The 15177-nt window shown below is 70.4% G+C and carries 15 protein-coding genes; 2 read left to right on the top strand and 13 right to left on the bottom strand.

Annotation, left to right across the window (positions count from 1 at the left end):
* Positions 1–34: 34 nt before the first annotated feature.
* The 13 genes from ABT130_RS00925 to ABT130_RS00865 form a co-directional block, all read right to left on the bottom strand.
* A complete protein-coding gene (locus ABT130_RS00925; protein ID WP_350951758.1) occupies positions 35–925 on the bottom strand; it encodes an LLM class F420-dependent oxidoreductase in 891 nt (296 codons plus the stop codon).
* On the bottom strand, positions 922–2478 hold the full coding sequence (locus ABT130_RS00920) for a class I adenylate-forming enzyme family protein (RefSeq protein ID WP_350951756.1): 1557 nt from the start codon (positions 2476–2478) through the stop codon (positions 922–924). The genes ABT130_RS00925 and ABT130_RS00920 overlap by 4 nt, the downstream gene beginning before the upstream one ends.
* On the bottom strand, positions 2475–3449 hold the full coding sequence (locus ABT130_RS00915; RefSeq protein ID WP_350951755.1) for an amidohydrolase family protein: 975 nt from the start codon (positions 3447–3449) through the stop codon (positions 2475–2477). Before ABT130_RS00915 ends, ABT130_RS00920 begins: the two co-directional genes overlap by 4 nt.
* A 4-nt stretch (positions 3450–3453) precedes the next feature.
* The gene (locus ABT130_RS00910) at positions 3454–4638 is read right to left on the bottom strand and encodes a thiolase family protein (protein WP_350911019.1); all 1185 of its coding nucleotides are present in this window, start codon (positions 4636–4638) and stop codon (positions 3454–3456) included.
* A 9-nt stretch (positions 4639–4647) separates the two neighbouring features.
* Positions 4648–5487: an SDR family NAD(P)-dependent oxidoreductase gene (locus ABT130_RS00905; protein WP_350911017.1), complete on the bottom strand. Its 840-nt coding sequence runs from the start codon at positions 5485–5487 to the stop codon at positions 4648–4650.
* 6 nt (positions 5488–5493) lie between these two features.
* Positions 5494–6666, bottom strand: coding sequence for an acyl-CoA dehydrogenase family protein (locus ABT130_RS00900; protein WP_350951753.1), 1173 nt, complete (start codon positions 6664–6666; stop codon positions 5494–5496).
* Positions 6663–7481 (bottom strand): alpha/beta fold hydrolase, encoded by an 819-nt coding sequence (locus tag ABT130_RS00895; protein ID WP_350951750.1) that lies wholly within the window; start codon positions 7479–7481, stop codon positions 6663–6665. Before ABT130_RS00895 ends, ABT130_RS00900 begins: the two co-directional genes overlap by 4 nt.
* Positions 7478–8740 carry an LLM class flavin-dependent oxidoreductase gene (locus ABT130_RS00890; RefSeq protein ID WP_350911011.1) on the bottom strand — a complete coding sequence of 421 codons (1263 nt, stop codon included), beginning with the start codon at positions 8738–8740 and terminating at the stop codon, positions 7478–7480. Before ABT130_RS00890 ends, ABT130_RS00895 begins: the two co-directional genes overlap by 4 nt.
* Before the next feature lie 129 nt (positions 8741–8869).
* A complete protein-coding gene (locus ABT130_RS00885; RefSeq protein WP_350911009.1) occupies positions 8870–9763 on the bottom strand; it encodes an SDR family NAD(P)-dependent oxidoreductase in 894 nt (297 codons plus the stop codon).
* A 65-nt stretch (positions 9764–9828) separates the two neighbouring features.
* Entirely contained in the window at positions 9829–10548 is a 720-nt protein-coding gene (locus ABT130_RS00880) for an ABC transporter ATP-binding protein (protein ID WP_350911007.1), read from the bottom strand.
* On the bottom strand, positions 10490–11329 hold the full coding sequence (locus ABT130_RS00875; protein WP_350951748.1) for an ABC transporter ATP-binding protein: 840 nt from the start codon (positions 11327–11329) through the stop codon (positions 10490–10492). Before ABT130_RS00875 ends, ABT130_RS00880 begins: the two co-directional genes overlap by 59 nt.
* On the bottom strand, positions 11326–12225 hold the full coding sequence (locus tag ABT130_RS00870; RefSeq protein ID WP_350951746.1) for a branched-chain amino acid ABC transporter permease: 900 nt from the start codon (positions 12223–12225) through the stop codon (positions 11326–11328). The genes ABT130_RS00875 and ABT130_RS00870 overlap by 4 nt, the downstream gene beginning before the upstream one ends.
* A 33-nt stretch (positions 12226–12258) precedes the next feature.
* Positions 12259–13146, bottom strand: coding sequence for a branched-chain amino acid ABC transporter permease (locus ABT130_RS00865; RefSeq protein ID WP_350951744.1), 888 nt, complete (start codon positions 13144–13146; stop codon positions 12259–12261).
* Between the two features lie 199 nt (positions 13147–13345).
* Between ABT130_RS00865 and ABT130_RS00860 the strand changes: the two genes are divergently transcribed.
* Together ABT130_RS00860 and ABT130_RS00855 are read left to right on the top strand one after the other, a co-directional pair.
* Positions 13346–14623: an acetyl-CoA hydrolase/transferase family protein gene (locus ABT130_RS00860; protein WP_350951742.1), complete on the top strand. Its 1278-nt coding sequence runs from the start codon at positions 13346–13348 to the stop codon at positions 14621–14623.
* Positions 14624–14633: 10 nt separating this feature from the next.
* Positions 14634–15119, top strand: coding sequence for a MaoC family dehydratase (locus ABT130_RS00855; protein WP_350951740.1), 486 nt, complete (start codon positions 14634–14636; stop codon positions 15117–15119).
* Positions 15120–15177: the final 58 nt, after the last annotated feature.

The following is a 15177-nucleotide window of genomic DNA, read 5'->3' as shown; positions in this document are numbered from 1 at the left end:
GCGTGCCAGAGCCGTCAAGTCGACACTCCCCGCCCTAGCGGAGGCCGACGATCTCGGCGTAGCGGGTCATGTCGCGCTCGTAGTTCTCGTCGCCGATGCGCGGGGAGACCACGACCTCGTCGAGCCCCAGCTCGGCGCAGCGGCGGATGTAGACGGCGTCGTCCTCCCAGTCCTTCTCCGTCTTCCCCTTGGCCCGCCGGCCGACGCGCAGGGAGACCTCGGCACGGCTGCGCCCCGCGGCCGTCAGGCGCTTCTCCAGTTCCTCGGTGAAGCGGGCGATGTCGTCGTAGCTCTGGCTGTAGCCGGCCCATCCGTCGCCCAGCTCCACGATGCGGCGCAGCGTGGCCGGGCTGTTGCCGCCGACGATGATCGGGGGGTGCGGGCGCTGTACCGGCTTGGGGAAGGCGTAGAGCGGCGGGAAGTCAACGAACTCGCCGTGGAACTCGGTCAGCTCGTCCTCGGCCCAGGTCGCCTTCATCACGCGCAGGTACTCGTCCATGCGCGCGCCGCGGCGCTCGAACGGCACGTCCAGCACCGCGTACTCCTCGGCCGACCAGCCGACACCGACGCCGACGCTGAACCGGCCGCCTGAGAGCTGGTCGACGCTGGCGATCTGCCGGGCGGTGACGATCGGGTTGCGCTGCGGGATCACCATCACGTACGTGCCGATGCGGACGCGCTCGGTGGCGGCGGCGATCGCGCCGGCCAGGACGAGCGGGTCGTGCACCCCCCGGGTGGCGTTGACCTCGGTCGCGCCCGACTCCTCGTACGGGTACCTGGAGTCGTAGCGCGGCATGAAGACGACGTGCTCGGGAAGCCAGACCGAGTTGAAACCGAGCTCCTCGATGAGCTGGGCCGACTCGATGGACCAGCGTCCGGCGCGGTGGCCGGCTCCCGGGTACCACTCACTGATGCCGATCTTCACGATGCGATCCCTTCGCTGTTCAAGAACGAGTCGCGCAGCACATGCTTCATGATCTTCATGCTGGAGTTGCGGGGCAGCTCGTCCACGAAGAAGATCTTCTGCGGCTTCTTGTATCCGGCGAGTCGCTCCCGGACGTACTCGACGACCTGCGACTCGGTGAGGGTGTGCCCCTTCCGGACCACGATGGCGACCGAGACGGCCTCGCCCCACCGCTCGTCGGGCAGGCCGAACACCGCCGAGTCCGCGACCTCGTCCATGGACAGCAGAACCCGCTCGACCTCCGCCGGGTACACGTTCGCGCCGCCACTGATGATCAGCTCCTGGGAACGCCCGGTGACGTAGAAATATCCGGCCTCGTCCTGGTAGCCCAGGTCGCCGGTGAAGTACTCGCCGTTCACGAGCGCCTCCGCGGTCTTCTCCGGCCGCCCGTGATACCCGGAGAACATGGTGTCGCACTCGATGGCGAGCTCACCGACCTGGCCCACGGGGACGGGTTTGCGATCGCCGTCCACCACCCGGACCGTGGCCGTCGGCAGCGGACGGCCCACCGAGGCGAAGATGTCCTTGGCCTGGGTTCGGCCGGTCCAGTCCTGGCGGTTGGTGATGGTGATCGGGCCGACGACCTCGGTCATGCCCCACGTCTCCACCAGCCGGTCGCCGATCACGTCCACCAGTTCACCGGCCAGCTCCGGCGGGAGCGGGCCACCGGAGTGGAGCACGGTCTGCAGGGTGTCGAGCACCTCGGGGTACAGGCGCAGCGCTTCGAGCAGGCCGGGGATCAGTGGCGTGAGGCCCAGGGTGAAGGTCGAGCCGCGCTCCACCATGTGCCTGCCCCACTCCTCGGGGGTGGCACCCGGGATGAAGGACACCGTGCCACCCGTGTAGAAGTGCGGGAAGATGACGCCCCAGATGCCCGACACGAAGGACCAGGCGCCGGGAAACGCGCAGTGCCCGTGCAGCGGGAGCCGATAGGCGTAGGGCACCAGCTTGGTGCAGCCCACCACGGCGCGGTGCGAGGCGAGCGCCCCCTTGGGGAAACCCGTGGTACCGCTGGTGTAGCCGATGATGGCGATGTCCTCCGGGGCGGCGGTGTGCGGCAGCGGCGCGTCGCTCGCCCGCCGCAACGCCTCGGAGTAGGACTCGGCGCCGTCGGGGAGGGGGGAGCCGACGGCGAACCACGCCTTGAGCCTCGATGCCGACCGGGTCCGCCGCACCGTGGCGGCGACCCCGTCGGTGTGCACGAGGGCCTGCGCCCCGGAGTCGGTGAGCACGTAGTCGATCTCGTCGGCGGTCAGCCGGTCGTTGACGTGCACCACGGGGTAGCCGCCGAGGGCCAGCCCGACGTAGATCTCAAGGGACTCGATCCGGTTCTCCAGGAGCGCGGCCACGTGGGTCCCCGGTTCCAGCCCGCGGTCGCGCAGCGCGTTGGCCAGCCGTCTGCCCGCCTCCAGAACCTCGGCGAAGGTCCGGCTGACGCCCTGCGACTCGACCGCGACGCGTGCGGCGAAGCGCCTGCCGGCCTTCTCGAAGACCTCTCCCATCGTGTCGCTCATGAAAGCTCCCTGAGATCGAAAACACGGACCGCGTTAGCGGCCAAAAACAGAGCCAGCTCCTCCGCGGACAGCACCGGCGGCTCTCCCCCGAACGGCTCCGCGAGGCTGATGACCCTATCGATCCAGGTCACGAGCTCCTCGCCCCGGGGGTCCTCCTTGGTGCCGCGGATGATGTCGGAGCCGAAGACAAGCCGGTGCGCCCCCAGCTGGGACCGCATCCTGGCGACCCGCCTGCGGAACTCGGCGTAGTCGGCGAACGCGCACCGCTGCCACAGCGACAGCTCCAGATAGGCCCGCTGCCACCCGGTGGCCGAGTCGAGCGCCTCCGCCCACCATGCCTCGATGCCCGCGTGCGCGAAGACGACGGTCAGCGTGGGGTACCTGGCCAGCAGCGCGGCCACCTCGGCGGGCCGCGAGCGTACGGTCTGCAGCGGGTCACCGCCCAGTGGCGAGGTGTGGACGACGGCGGGCAGGCCCATCTCGACGAGCCGCTCGAACAGCCAGGAATGGGCCGGGTCGGCCAGCGCCCAGCCCGCCGCCGGGTAGAGCTTCACGCCGCGGCAGTTCCCCATCCCGGCCGCGTGCTCCAGGATCTGCGCGGCGTCGGGGTGTCGCGGGTCGATGCCCGCGCAGAAGAAGAGCCTGCCGGGCGCCGCGTCGGCCAGAGACTGGCAGCGGGCGTGCAGGTCGCGGATGGGCAGGTGCTCCCCCGCGGGGCGGCCCACGATCGTCCAGTCCACGACCGGCATGACCCCGGCGGCCACCCCGGCGGTGTCGAAGGCGGCGATGGTCAGCGAGCCGTCCGGGTCGCTCTGCCCCTTCCCGACGCGGCAGAGGATGTCCGCGGGGTCCCGCTCGGGGTGGGTGCGCCCCGCGGCCTGCCGCGCCCACGCCCTGCGGAGCCCTTCGGGCAGCCAGGACGCGTCCAGGATGTGCATGTGGCCGTCGACCACGAGGGGGGTGCCGGGCAACGGGTCACGCCCCGGCGAGGATGTGCACGGAGGAGACGGCGGTCTCCCAGTCGATGACACCGCCGCCGATCTGGGCCAGGCCCACCCGGGCCCGGGGCAGCTGACGGTCGCCCGCCTCGCCGCGGATCTGCTGGGTGAGCTCGAAGACCTGGGCGAGCCCGCTGGCGCCCAGGGCGTGTCCCCGGCCGACGAGGCCGCCGGAGGCGTTCACCGGCATGGCCCCGGAGCGCTCGGTACCGCCCTTCATCGCCCATTCCTGCTCCTGGCCGGGCTCGCAGAGCCCCAGCTCGCTCCAGGTGAGCAGTTCGTACGCGACGGACGCGTCGTGCACCTCGACGAAGTCGATGTCACCGGGACCGAGCCCCGCCTGCTCGTACGCCGCCAGGCCCGCGGCCTTCGCCGCGCCGGGGGCGCCCGCCAGGCCCTTGGGCGGGCGGGTGGCGATCCGGGAGGCGAGGATCCTGACGTCGCGGCCCGAGCGCTCGGGGTCCGGGCGCCGGGTGACCACGACGGCCGCGGCGCCGTCGCTGATCGGGGAGCTCATCAGCACGGTGATCGGGTCGACCACGACACGGGCCTGCAGCACGTCCTGGGGCGATCCACCGAACCTGCGGTGGGCCATCGGGTTGAGCCGGGCGTTCTCCAGCGACCGCGAAGCCACCCGGGCGAGGCCCTCCATGGTCACGCCGCGGTCTTCGAAGAGTGTCCGCGCGAGGCGCGCCTGGCGGTCGACGAACGGGCTGCGATCCTGCCCGGCGTCGTCGCCCACCGCGAAGCCGTCCTCGACGTCCATACCCGAGCCGAACGCGCTGAAGGTGCGGACGCGGTCCTCGTGGTTGGCCTTCTCCACACCCAGCGCGAGCACGGTGTCGTACATCCCCGAGGCGACCGCCAGCCACGCGAGGTGCAGGGCGTTGCCTCCGGAGGCGCACGCGTTCTCCACGTTGTGCACCGGGATCGTGCCGAACCCCAGGGGGTAGGTGACGGTCTCGCCTCTGATGCACTCCTGACCGGTGATGAGGCCGGCGAGCGCGTTGGCGAAGAACACGGCCTGGATGTCGCCGACCCGGACACCGGCGTCGTCCAGCGCGGCGTTGACCGCCGCCCTGCCCAGGTCCTTCATCGAGGAGCCGAGGAACTTGCCGAACGGGGTCATGCCGACCCCGCGGATTACTGCGTCGCTCTGCATGAGAGTCGTCTATCCCCTCTGTAGGGCGGACGGTGGGGTGGGCCAGGCCGCGCTGACGCCGCCGTCGACGATCAGGCTCTGGCCGGTGACATAGCCGGCGTCGTCGGAGGCGAGGAAGGCGACGGCGGCGGCGGCCTCCTCGGGACGGCCCTCGCGGCCCATGGGGACCACGGCGGCGCGTGCGGAGGTGGGGTCCTCGCCGAACTCGCGCCGGACCAGCGCCGAGTCGATGTTGCCGAGCACGACCGCGTTGGAGCGGATGCCGCGCGCGGCGTACCGGACGGCGATGTGCCGCATGACGGCGAGCTGTGCCGCCTTGGTGGCCTCGTAGGACAGGGAGCGGCGGCTGCTCAGCAGGCCGGCGGTGGAGCCGACGAAGACGAACGAGCCCTGCGATCGATCGAGCATCGGCTGCAGCGCCGCCTGGGCGGTGAGCCAGTGCGACCGGACGTTGACCGTCTCGGAGCGTTCCCACTCCGGAACGCTCTGTGCCTTGATCGGTTCCCGGCCCGAGACGCCGACGTTGCACACGACGACGTCGAGCCGGTGATAGGTGTCGAGCGCCGCCGCCACGGCCGCCGTGCAGGACTCCGCGTCGGCGGCGTCCACCTCGACCGCGAGGCCGGGGACGGCCAGCGCGTCCACGGTCGCCTGGGCCCGGCCGAGGTCGATGTCACCGACCACGACGGTGGCGCCCTCGGCGGCCAGGCGCAGGGCGATCGCCCTGCCGTTGCCCATCGGGAACGACTCCCCGGGACGCGCCGGCCCGTGGCTGCCGCCGCCGAGCACGTACGCGACCCGGCCGGCCAGCCGGCCCTGGATCGACACCTTCCCCCCTGTTCCAGCCATCACGGCTCAGTAGCTGCGCGGCAGACCGAGGACCTGCTGCGCGATGAAGTTGAGGGACATCTCCTGGCTGACCGGAGCCAGCCGCATGATCCGTGCCTCGCGCCAGTAGCGCTCGACGTGGAACTCGTGCGCGTACCCCAGCCCGCCGTGGGTCTGTACGGCCCGGTCGGCGGCGTCGTACCCGGCCTGCGCGGCCAGATATTTGGCGATGTTCGCCTCGGCGCCGCAGGAAAGGTCCGCGTCATAGCGGCCCGCCGCCACCATGGTCATCTGCCAGGCGGCCTCAAGGCGCGCGTAGGCGTCGGCGAGCGGGTGGCTGATGGCCTGGTTGCTGCCGATCGGCCGGTCGAAGACCTCGCGCACCTTGGCGTATTCGGTGGCGCGGCGCAGTGCCGCGTAGCCGATCCCGATGGCCTCGGCGGCGATCAGGATCCGCTCGGGGTTCATGCCGGACAGGATGTGTTTGAAACCCTTGCCCTCCTCGCCGACCAGGCGCCAGCCCTCCACCGGTAGCCGGTCGTAGAAGGTCTCGCAGCTGGCGACGGCATTCCTGCCCACCTTGGGAATGGGCCGGATGTCGACGTGGTCGCGGTCCAGGTCGATCAGGAACAGGCTGAGGCCCTCGAACCGGCGCCGCCCTTCGTCGGGCGCGGGGGAGGTGCGGGCCAGGATCAGCGCGACGTCGGACTCCAGCGCCTTGCTCGTCCAGATCTTCTGGCCGGAGATCACCCAGCCGTCGCCGTCGCGCTCGGCCATCGTCTTGATCCGGGAGGTGTCGGTGCCGGCGTCCGGCTCGGTGACCGCGAAGGCGACGTGCAGCCTGCCCTCGGCCGACGGGGGCAGGAACGTCTTCTTGAGCCGCTCGTTGCCGAACTTGAGCACCGGCTGCAGCCCGAAGAGGTTCATGTGCAGCGCCGTGCAGCCGTTCATGGCCGCCCCGGACGCGGCGACCTCGCGCAGCAGGATCGCCGCCTCGGTGACGCCCCGGCCCGCGCCGCCGTACTCCTCCGGCAGCGCGATCCCGAGCCAGCCGCCCTCCGCCATGGCGTTGAAGAACTCCCACGGGAACCGGTGTTCCTGGTCGCAGGAGGCCCAGTACTCATCGGTGAACTCGGCGCACCGGTCGCGGATCGCGGAGGCGATCAGCTCGTGGTCGGGGTCGGCGTACTCACGCCTCATGCCGACCTGGCCGACGGGTTCGCGGCGCCGGTGAACTCCAGGATGAGCTTGCGCGCGTCGGCGGACTCGTAGGGGAGCATGTGCGCGGCGTCCTGGATGACCACGCTGCGCGCGTGCGGCAGGTGCTCGGTCCACTGGCCGGCGAGGGAGGCCGGCACCACGCCGTCCTGCGCGCCCCAGAGCAGCAGCACCGGTACGTCGGCGAGCCGGTAGAGCCGTTCGGCGATCCCGGTGTCCGGGATGGGGAACAGGTAGTTGCTCGCGGCGCCCAGCACCTGGACCCGGCGGATGACGGCCAGCCCGGCCTCGTGGGCGTCGGCGGGCTTCGGCAGGTGCGCGGCGGCGACCGGGCCGTTCGGGTCGGTGTAGACCAGCGGGGCGAGGTCCCGGGGCAGCAGCGCGAACATGTCGGCTCCGGGGTCGGCCTCGTCGAACATGCCCCACGGCGCCATCAGCGCGAGGGACTCGACGCGGCCGGGCTGGGCCGCGGCCATCTCGGCGGCCAGCGTGGCCCCGATGCCGTGCCCGACCAGGCGAACGGTACCGGTCTCCAGCCGGTCCAGCGCCCACCAGACGGCCAGGGCCATGTCGGCGAGGCTGGAGGCGGGGCGGACCGAGGTGGAGGCGCCCCAGCCTGGCAGGTGGACGACGAGGACCCGGCCGGTCTCCAGCAGCTCGCCGGAGAGCGGGGGCTCCTCGAACGCCCCCCACTCGCTGTGCAGGTAGACCAGAACGGGGCCGTCGGCCGTGCCGTACTCGTCGACGATCGTGAGGTCGCCCTGGTGCGGGCCCTCGAAGTCGTGCCGGATGCTCACTTCGCCACCGCCTTCACGGGAGCCACCTGCGCCGGCTCGAAGCCGGGGATCGGCTTGGGCCACCATCTGTGCTCGTAATCGGAAAAGACCCCGGACAGGCCGGGCGCCACCTTGGTGGCGAACAGCTCGATGTTGTTCATCGCCTTGTCACGCGGCATGTCGCCGATGTGCATCAGGGCGATCCAGTTGCCGATGCGCATCGTGGTCGACAGGTGCTCCAGCTTTTCCCTGACCGTGCTGGGGCTGCCCGCGATGATGATGCCGAGGTCGACGAAGTCCTCCCACTCGTACTCCTTCGCCGCCCGGAAGCTGTCCGGCCTGGCGGTCGACTTCGCACCCGGGGGCGGGAGCACCGCGGCGAGGGACTCGACGCTCTTGTAGCCGGGGGCCTCGGCGAAGCCCGGGTAGGTGTGGGTGCACCGGCGGTAGAAGTACTTCACGTGGTCGGCGTAGAGGCGCTTGGCCTCCTCGTCGGTGTCGGCGACCAGGATCGGCTGGAACATGCCCACCCGGTACGGGTTGTCGTCGACGCCGGCGGCCTCGGCGCGGTCCCAGAAACGGCGCAGCATCGAGCTGGAGAACTCGGTGCCGAAGTAGGAGAGGAAGAAGAACGGGAACTCGCGCCTGATGGCGAAGTCCATGGTCTCCAGGGAGCCGCTGCCGGGCACCCAGATGGGCGGGTGCGGCTGCTGGAGCGGCTTGGGCCAGGGGTTGACGTAGCGCAGCTTGGTGAACCGGCCGTTGTGGCTGAACACCTCCTGGGACTGCCATGCCTTGAGGATCAGCTCGAAGCCCTCGTAGTACCGCTCGCGCACGGTGGCGGGCTTGATGCCGTAGGCGTAGTTGGTGTCCTGACTGCTGCCGAGCGGGAACCCGGTGATGAGCCGGCCGCCGCTGATCACGTCGAGCATGGCGAGCTCTTCGGCGATCCGGATGGGCGGGTTGTACAGCGGCACCGCGTCACCCATGACCAGGATCTTCGCGTCGGTGTCGGCGGTGCGGCGGGCCAGCGAGGCGGCCATCATGTTCGGGCTCGACATCAGGCCGTAGGCGTTGCTGTGGTGCTCGTTGACGCCGATCGCGTCGAAGCCCATTCGCGCCGCGTGCTCAAGCTCGTCCAGGTAGTCGTTGTAGAGATGGTGGATCCGCTGCACATCCATGAGGCGCGGGTCGATGTCCACCCAGACGCTCCGGTGTTTCTGAGCGAAGTCCTCAGGAAGCCCGTCAAAGGGCATCAGGTGAAAGTAAGTGAACTTCACGCTTGTCCTTCTGCAGTGAGTTGGCCGGAGAGTTCAGCCCGCCCGGAGCTTATCAAACGCTTGCTTGATAAATCAAACGCTTGCTTTACTATTTGGACGCGGCCGCCTGCCCCGGCGGGGTCGGGTGGGTCAGGAAAGCCGCCGTACCAGCAGGTCGAGCTCCTGTTTGAAGTCCTCGATGACGGACAGATCCGCCAGATCGTTGACCTGGTCCCAGTTGTCGCGGATCTCCTCGGGCGACACCGAGCGGGAGAAGTAGCCCGGCGCCTGGGCGACGACCACCCGCGCCACGCGCCCGCCGCCGACGTTGTACACCTCACCGCTCACCGTGCACTCCCGGTCGGCGAGCCAGACCACCAGGGGCGAGACCAGCGCGGGGTCGAGGCTGTCGGCCAGATCGCCGAGCAGGTCCTCGGTCATCCGGGTGCGCGCGCCCGGCTCGATGGCGTTGACCTGGATGCCGTGGCGGGCACCCTCCAGGGCCAGCGTCTTGGTGACGCCGATGATGCCCGCCTTGGCCGCCGCGTAGGCCGTCTGGCCGAAGTTGCCGAACAGGCCGGCGGCGGAGGTGGTGTTGATGATCCGCCCGTACCGCTGCTCGGTGAAGAGCGGCCAGGCGGCCTTCGTCATCCACACGGTCCCGCCCAGGTGGACCGCGAGCACCGGGTCCACCTCGGCCGGACTCAGCTTGGCCATCGTCCTGTCGCGCAGGATCCCGGCGTTGTTGACCAGGATGTCCAGCCGGCCGAAGGTCTCGACCGCGCGGGCGACCACCTGCGCGGCGCCCTCAGGGGTGCTGATGTCGGTGGCGTCGGCCACCGCGCGCCCGCCCGCCTCGGTGATCTCCTTGATCACCTGCTCGGCGGGGGTCAGCTCCGCGCCGGCGCCGTCCAGTGCCGCGCCGACGTCGTTCACCACGACGGCCGCTCCGCGCTCCGCGAGGAGGAGCGCGTGCGCGCGGCCGAGCCCGCGGCCCGCACCGGTGACGACGGCGACCTGCCCGTCCAATCTGATTTCGCTCACTGAGTTGGCTCCTTGGCTCCTTGGCTCCAGGTGGAATGGGGGCGCTGATCCGGCCGGGTCATGTCCTAACCGAACAGGGCGGTCATGACCTCGGGGCGCGACCTGAGCGAGTCCGGGTCCCCCTCGGCGACGATCGCGCCGCGGTGCATGACGTAGAGGTAGTCGCTGACGGCGAGCGCCAACTCCGCGTTCTGCTCGACCAGCAGGATGGTCGAGCCCGTCTCGTGCAGCGTGGAGATGGTGGTGAACAGGACGTCGACGATCGAAGGGGCGAGCCCCATCGACGGCTCATCCAGGAGCAGCACATCGGGCCGGGTCATCAGGGCCCTGCCCACCGCCAGCATCTGCTGCTCCCCACCGCTCATCAGCCCGGCGTACTGGGTCCGCCGGGCGGCGAGGACGGGGAACAGGTCGTAGACCCGATCGATCTGCTGCTGGAAGTCGGCCTTGTCCCTACGCTTGGCGTACGTCGCGAGCTCCAGGTTCTCCAGCACGGTGAGCGAGGGTGCGATCCTGCGCCCCTCGGCCACCAGGGCGACGCCCGCCCGGACGAGCCGGTGGCAGGGCCAGCCGGTGACGTCCTTGCCACCGACCAGGACCGTGCCCGACGCCGGCCGGTGCAGCCCGGCGATGGAGTTCAAGGTCGTCGTCTTGCCGGCCCCGTTGGCCCCGACCAGCGCGACGAGCGCACCCTTCGGCACCTGGATGTCGACGTTCCGGACGGCCTCAACCACGCCGTGCGCGGCGCAGAGTCTCGATACGCCGAGCATCGGATCGCTTGCCAAAGTAGGCCTCCCTGACATCGGGTTGTTCCAGGCACCACGCGAGGGTGCCCACGGCGAGCACGGCGCCGGAGTTCATGACGGTCACCTCGTCGCAGAACTCCTCGACGAGCCGCATATTGTGTTCGATCAGGACCAGGGTCAGGCCCTCGCTCCTGAGCCGCAGCAGCAGCTCGCCGATCTGCTGCGACTCCGCGTCGTTCATGCCGGCGGTCGGCTCGTCGAGCAGGAGCACCCTCGGCTCGGTGGCGAGCGCCCTGGCGATCTCCACCCGCCGCTGCTCGCCGTACGAGAGGGTCTCGGCCAGCGCGTCGGGGGATGCCTCGACACCCACCTGCTCGAGCAGGCCGAGCGCCTTCTCCTTGACCTCGGCCCGCTCCCTGCGCTCGGTGCGGCTCAGCGTGATCGCGCCCAGGATGGTGGAGCGCCGCCGGGTGTACGCGCCGGTGGCGACCGTCTCCAGGACGGTCATGCCGGGGAAGAGCCGGATGTTCTGGTAGGTGCGCGCCACACCCTCGCGGGCGATCCGGTAGGGGACCAGGCCGTGCGTCTCTTTGCCGTGCACCCGGATCGCGCCGCTGTCGGGCGACAGGAAACCGCTGATCATGTTCAGGACGGTCGTCTTGCCTGCCCCGTTCGGGCCGAGCAGGCCGTAGATGCTCCGCTGCGGAACCCGCATGTTCACGTCGGACACCGCGCGCAGGCCGCCGAACGTCTTGACGAGGCCCTCGATCTCGACCGCGAGAACGTCACCGGGGCTGTCCTGGACCGGCATGGTGCTCATTCGGGGACCACCGCCTCCTTGCCGATTGTCTTCTCGTGCGCGGTCTCGGATGTGGCGCCCGGACTCCTCCGCAGCATGCGGAACCTCCGTAGGTCGACCAGCCCGCGGGGCAGGTAGACGATGATGAGGATGAGCAGCAGGCCGGTGACGATGTCGTCGAACTCACCGAGCGGGCCGCGCAGCAGCTCGGGCAGAGCGGTGAAGACCACGGCGCCGATGACCGGGCCGAACCAGTGATAGGCCCCGCCGAGGACCACCGCGGCCAGGGTGACGAAGCCCATGTGCGTGTAGAACGTGTCCGGCCCGATGTACTGCAGGAAGCTCGACTGGAGCACGCCCGCGACACCGCCGAACACCCCGGACAGCACGAAGCCCACCAGTTGCACGGTACGCGGAGCGATCCCCAGGGACTGCGCCACGGCCGGGTCCTCCCGTACCGCGGACGCCGCCAGCCCGAAGCGCGAGCCGCGCAGCCGGGCCAGCACGAAGGTGGCGAGCGCCAGGCAACCGAGGCACCAGAACCAGGTGCCCAGGTCGCCGGGGACCAGCATGCCGGCCGCGCCCCCGGTGAAGCCCTCCAGGTTGATCACCAGGACGCGGCCGATGAGGACCAGCGCGATCGTGGCCATCGCCAGGTAGTGGCTGTCCAGCCGCAGGACCAGGAACGCGGTGAGGATCCCCAGCAGCCCTCCGCCCACGGCGCCGATGGCGATCCCCGCCACCGGGGGCAGCCCGAAGGTCAGCACCGCCCATCCGAAGGTGAACGAGCTGACCGCGCCGAAGAAGACCGGCGCCAGGCTGAGTACGCCGGTCCACAGGGAGGCGTAGATGCTGAGCGCGAAGAGCGCGCTGACTCCCGCGAACTGCAGAGTCGTGCTCCAGGCAGCGATGTTCATGTGCTCTCGACCTCTTCAGCCATGAAGCGTGGACTAGGCGCGGCTCAGTCGGCGTTCGCCGAACATCCCCTGTGGGCGAACCACGAGGATGACGAGCAGCACGCCGAATGTGATCGCGTCGCGGAAGCCCGAGGAGATGTACTGGGCGCTGACCACCTCAAGGATGCCGATCATGAAACCGGCCAGGGTGGCTCCCCGGATGTCCCCGTAGCCCCCGACGACCACCGCGGCGAAGCCCTTGAGCAGCAGCGCCTCGCCCAGGTCGAACGAGACGTTGTTCGAGGACAGACCGGCCAGGACACCCGCGAGCCCGGCGATGGCGGCCGCGGTGAAGGCGACGAGCCGGAGCGTGCGGGCCGAGTTGACCCCCACGATGGTGGCCGACCTCGGGTCGACGGAGACCGCGCGGACCGCGGCGCCGAACCGGGTGCGGGTGAGCACCTGGTGCAGCCCGATGGCCACGAGCAGCGCGGCGACGATGTTGAGCAACTGCGCCGGGAGGATCACCAGGTCCCCCAGCCGGATCGGGCTCGCCTGGACCGCGCGGTCGGGGAAGCTGGTCGCGGAGTCCTTGCTCACCGCCTGCGCGGCGGTGAGCAATATGATCCACACACCGATGCTGGCGATGATCGGCGCGAAATGGCCCGCATTGCGACGACGCAGCGGTTCAAAGGCCACGATGTCCGCCAGAACTCCGATGAGCCCGGCGGCCATCGCCCCCGCCAGCAGGGCCAGGGGGAAGGGCAGACCCAGGTCCACCACGGCGAGGTAGGCCACCAGGGCACCCCAGGTGGCGAAGGTGCCGTGGGCGACGTTCAGCACGCCCATCTTTGTGAGGATCAGTGCGAACCCCACGCCGAACAGCGCATAGACAGCTCCGAGGGCGAGGCCGTTCACGAGTTGTTGGATGACGAGTGTCACGGCCGCTTCCTCCAGGAGAAACGTAAATCAAGCGCTCGCTTTACTTGACGCTATCGGCCTCCCGCCTGCCATGTCAACGTTAATCAAGCACTTGCTTCACAGTCTCGGCGGCATTACGGTTAAGCGTTGCGCGAGTGCCCTCGCGGGTTCGGCGCGCGTTCTGTGCCGGCCTCCCCGCACGACGATTGGCTGCGCTTCCATGCCACCTCCCAGCACGCTCCCACCGGAAAAGGCCGTCCGCCTGCTCCCGGAGAACGCCCACATCGTGGGCGCCCCAGGCTGCGGCACACCGGAGACCCTGCTCCGCGCCCTGGGCGAGACCGCGGACCTGCTCCACGCCCCCACCCTCTACTCAGGACTCCAACTGGGCGGCTACCCGTTCCTCGACGCCGTACGGCAGGGCCACCTGCGCTACCTCACCTGGCACCCCTACGGCCCGGCCAGGCGCTCGGTCGCCGCCGGGTTCGGCGAGTACGTGCCGACCCGCGCCTCCGCCGTCCCCGGCCTGTTCGACCACTGGAACACCGACGCCGCGCTGGTGCGGGTGTCGCCGCCGGACCGGAACGGATACTGCAGCCTGGGCCCGTCCGCCAGCTATGTCAGGGCCGCCGTCACGCGGGCGCGGGTCGTGCTCGCGGAGGTCGACCCGCTGGTCCCCCGCACGTACGGCGACACCACCCTGCACGTCTCGGAGATCACCGCGCTGGTCGAGGCCGACACCCCGATGTGCGAGTTCCACGAGGCGGCCCGCGACGAGGTCAGCGACCGCATCGCGGCGCACGTCCTGGACCTGCTGCCGGAGCGGCCCGTGCTGCAGTTCGGCCTCGGCTCGATCCCGGAGTCCCTCATCCACGGCCTGGCACACAGTGACCTGCGCGGCGCCCAGGTCATCGGGATGGCGACCGACGCCATGGTGGCGCTCTTCGAGCGCGGCGTGCTCAGCCCGCTGAGCGTGATGCCCTCCCCCGCGATCTCGGCGGTGGAGCTCATGGGCACCCGGATCCTGATGGACTTCGCCGACCGCAACCCCGCGATCGGCGTCTTCGACAGCCGCACCGGCCACACACCCCGGCACCTGGGCGGCCTGCCCGGCGTGGTGTCGGTCAACTCGGCCGTCGAGGTCGACCTGTTCGGCCAGGTCAACTCCGAGACCGTACGCGGAATCCAGGTCTCGGGGATCGGCGGCAGCATCGACTTCGTCGAGGGCGCCTACGGGTCGCCCGGCGGCCTGTCCGTCATCGCGATCGGCTCCAGGACCGCCGACGGCCGGCACAGCAGGATCGTCCCCGCGCTGGCGTCCGACGCGGTGGTGACCGTCCCCCGGCACACGCCCGACGTGGTCGTGACCGAATACGGCGTCGCCTGGCTGCGCGGCAGGACCCGGGCCGAGCGCGCGGAGTCACTCGCCTCCGTCGCCCACCCCGACCACCGGGCCGGACTGATGTCCGCGTCCGGAGCAGTGACCACAGCGAAATGAGGGATCAACGGTGACCGTACACACCCGGCGCGGGCTCTACTTCGAGGAGATGCACGTCGGTGACGTCTTCAAGCACGAGCCCGGCCGCACCATCACCGAGGCCGACAACGTGCTGTTCTGCAGCATCACCCTGAACGCCCAGTCCCTGCACCTGGACGCGGTCCGCTCGGCCGAGAGCGAGTTCGGCCAGCGGCTGGTGAACAGCCTGCTCACGCTGGGCATCGTGTGCGGGATCGGCGTCGGCGACCTCACCCAGAAGACGACGGTGGCCAACCTCGGCTTCGGCGAGATCTCCTTCCCCGCGCCGGTGTTCATCGGTGACACCCTCTACTGTGAGAGCGAGATCATCGACAAGCGGGCCTCCGCCTCACGCCCCCGCCAGGGCATCGTGACGCTGGAGCACCGGGGCCTCAACCAGGACGGCACCGTCGTCTGCCGCGCCCGGCGGACCGCGCTGGTCAATTTCGCTCCCGAGGACGAGACCGCGCGGGCCTGAGCGGAAACGGCGGGGGCGGGCACCGTTCGGGATCACCACGCCGCCTGCGCATATCGCC

It is taken from the genome of Streptosporangium sp. NPDC001681, from assembly GCF_040298085.1.
In the GTDB taxonomy this organism is placed as follows: Bacteria; Actinomycetota; Actinomycetes; order Streptosporangiales; family Streptosporangiaceae; genus Streptosporangium.
Note: the sequence above shows the minus strand (reverse complement) of the source record. Positions and strands in the feature narration are given on the sequence as shown.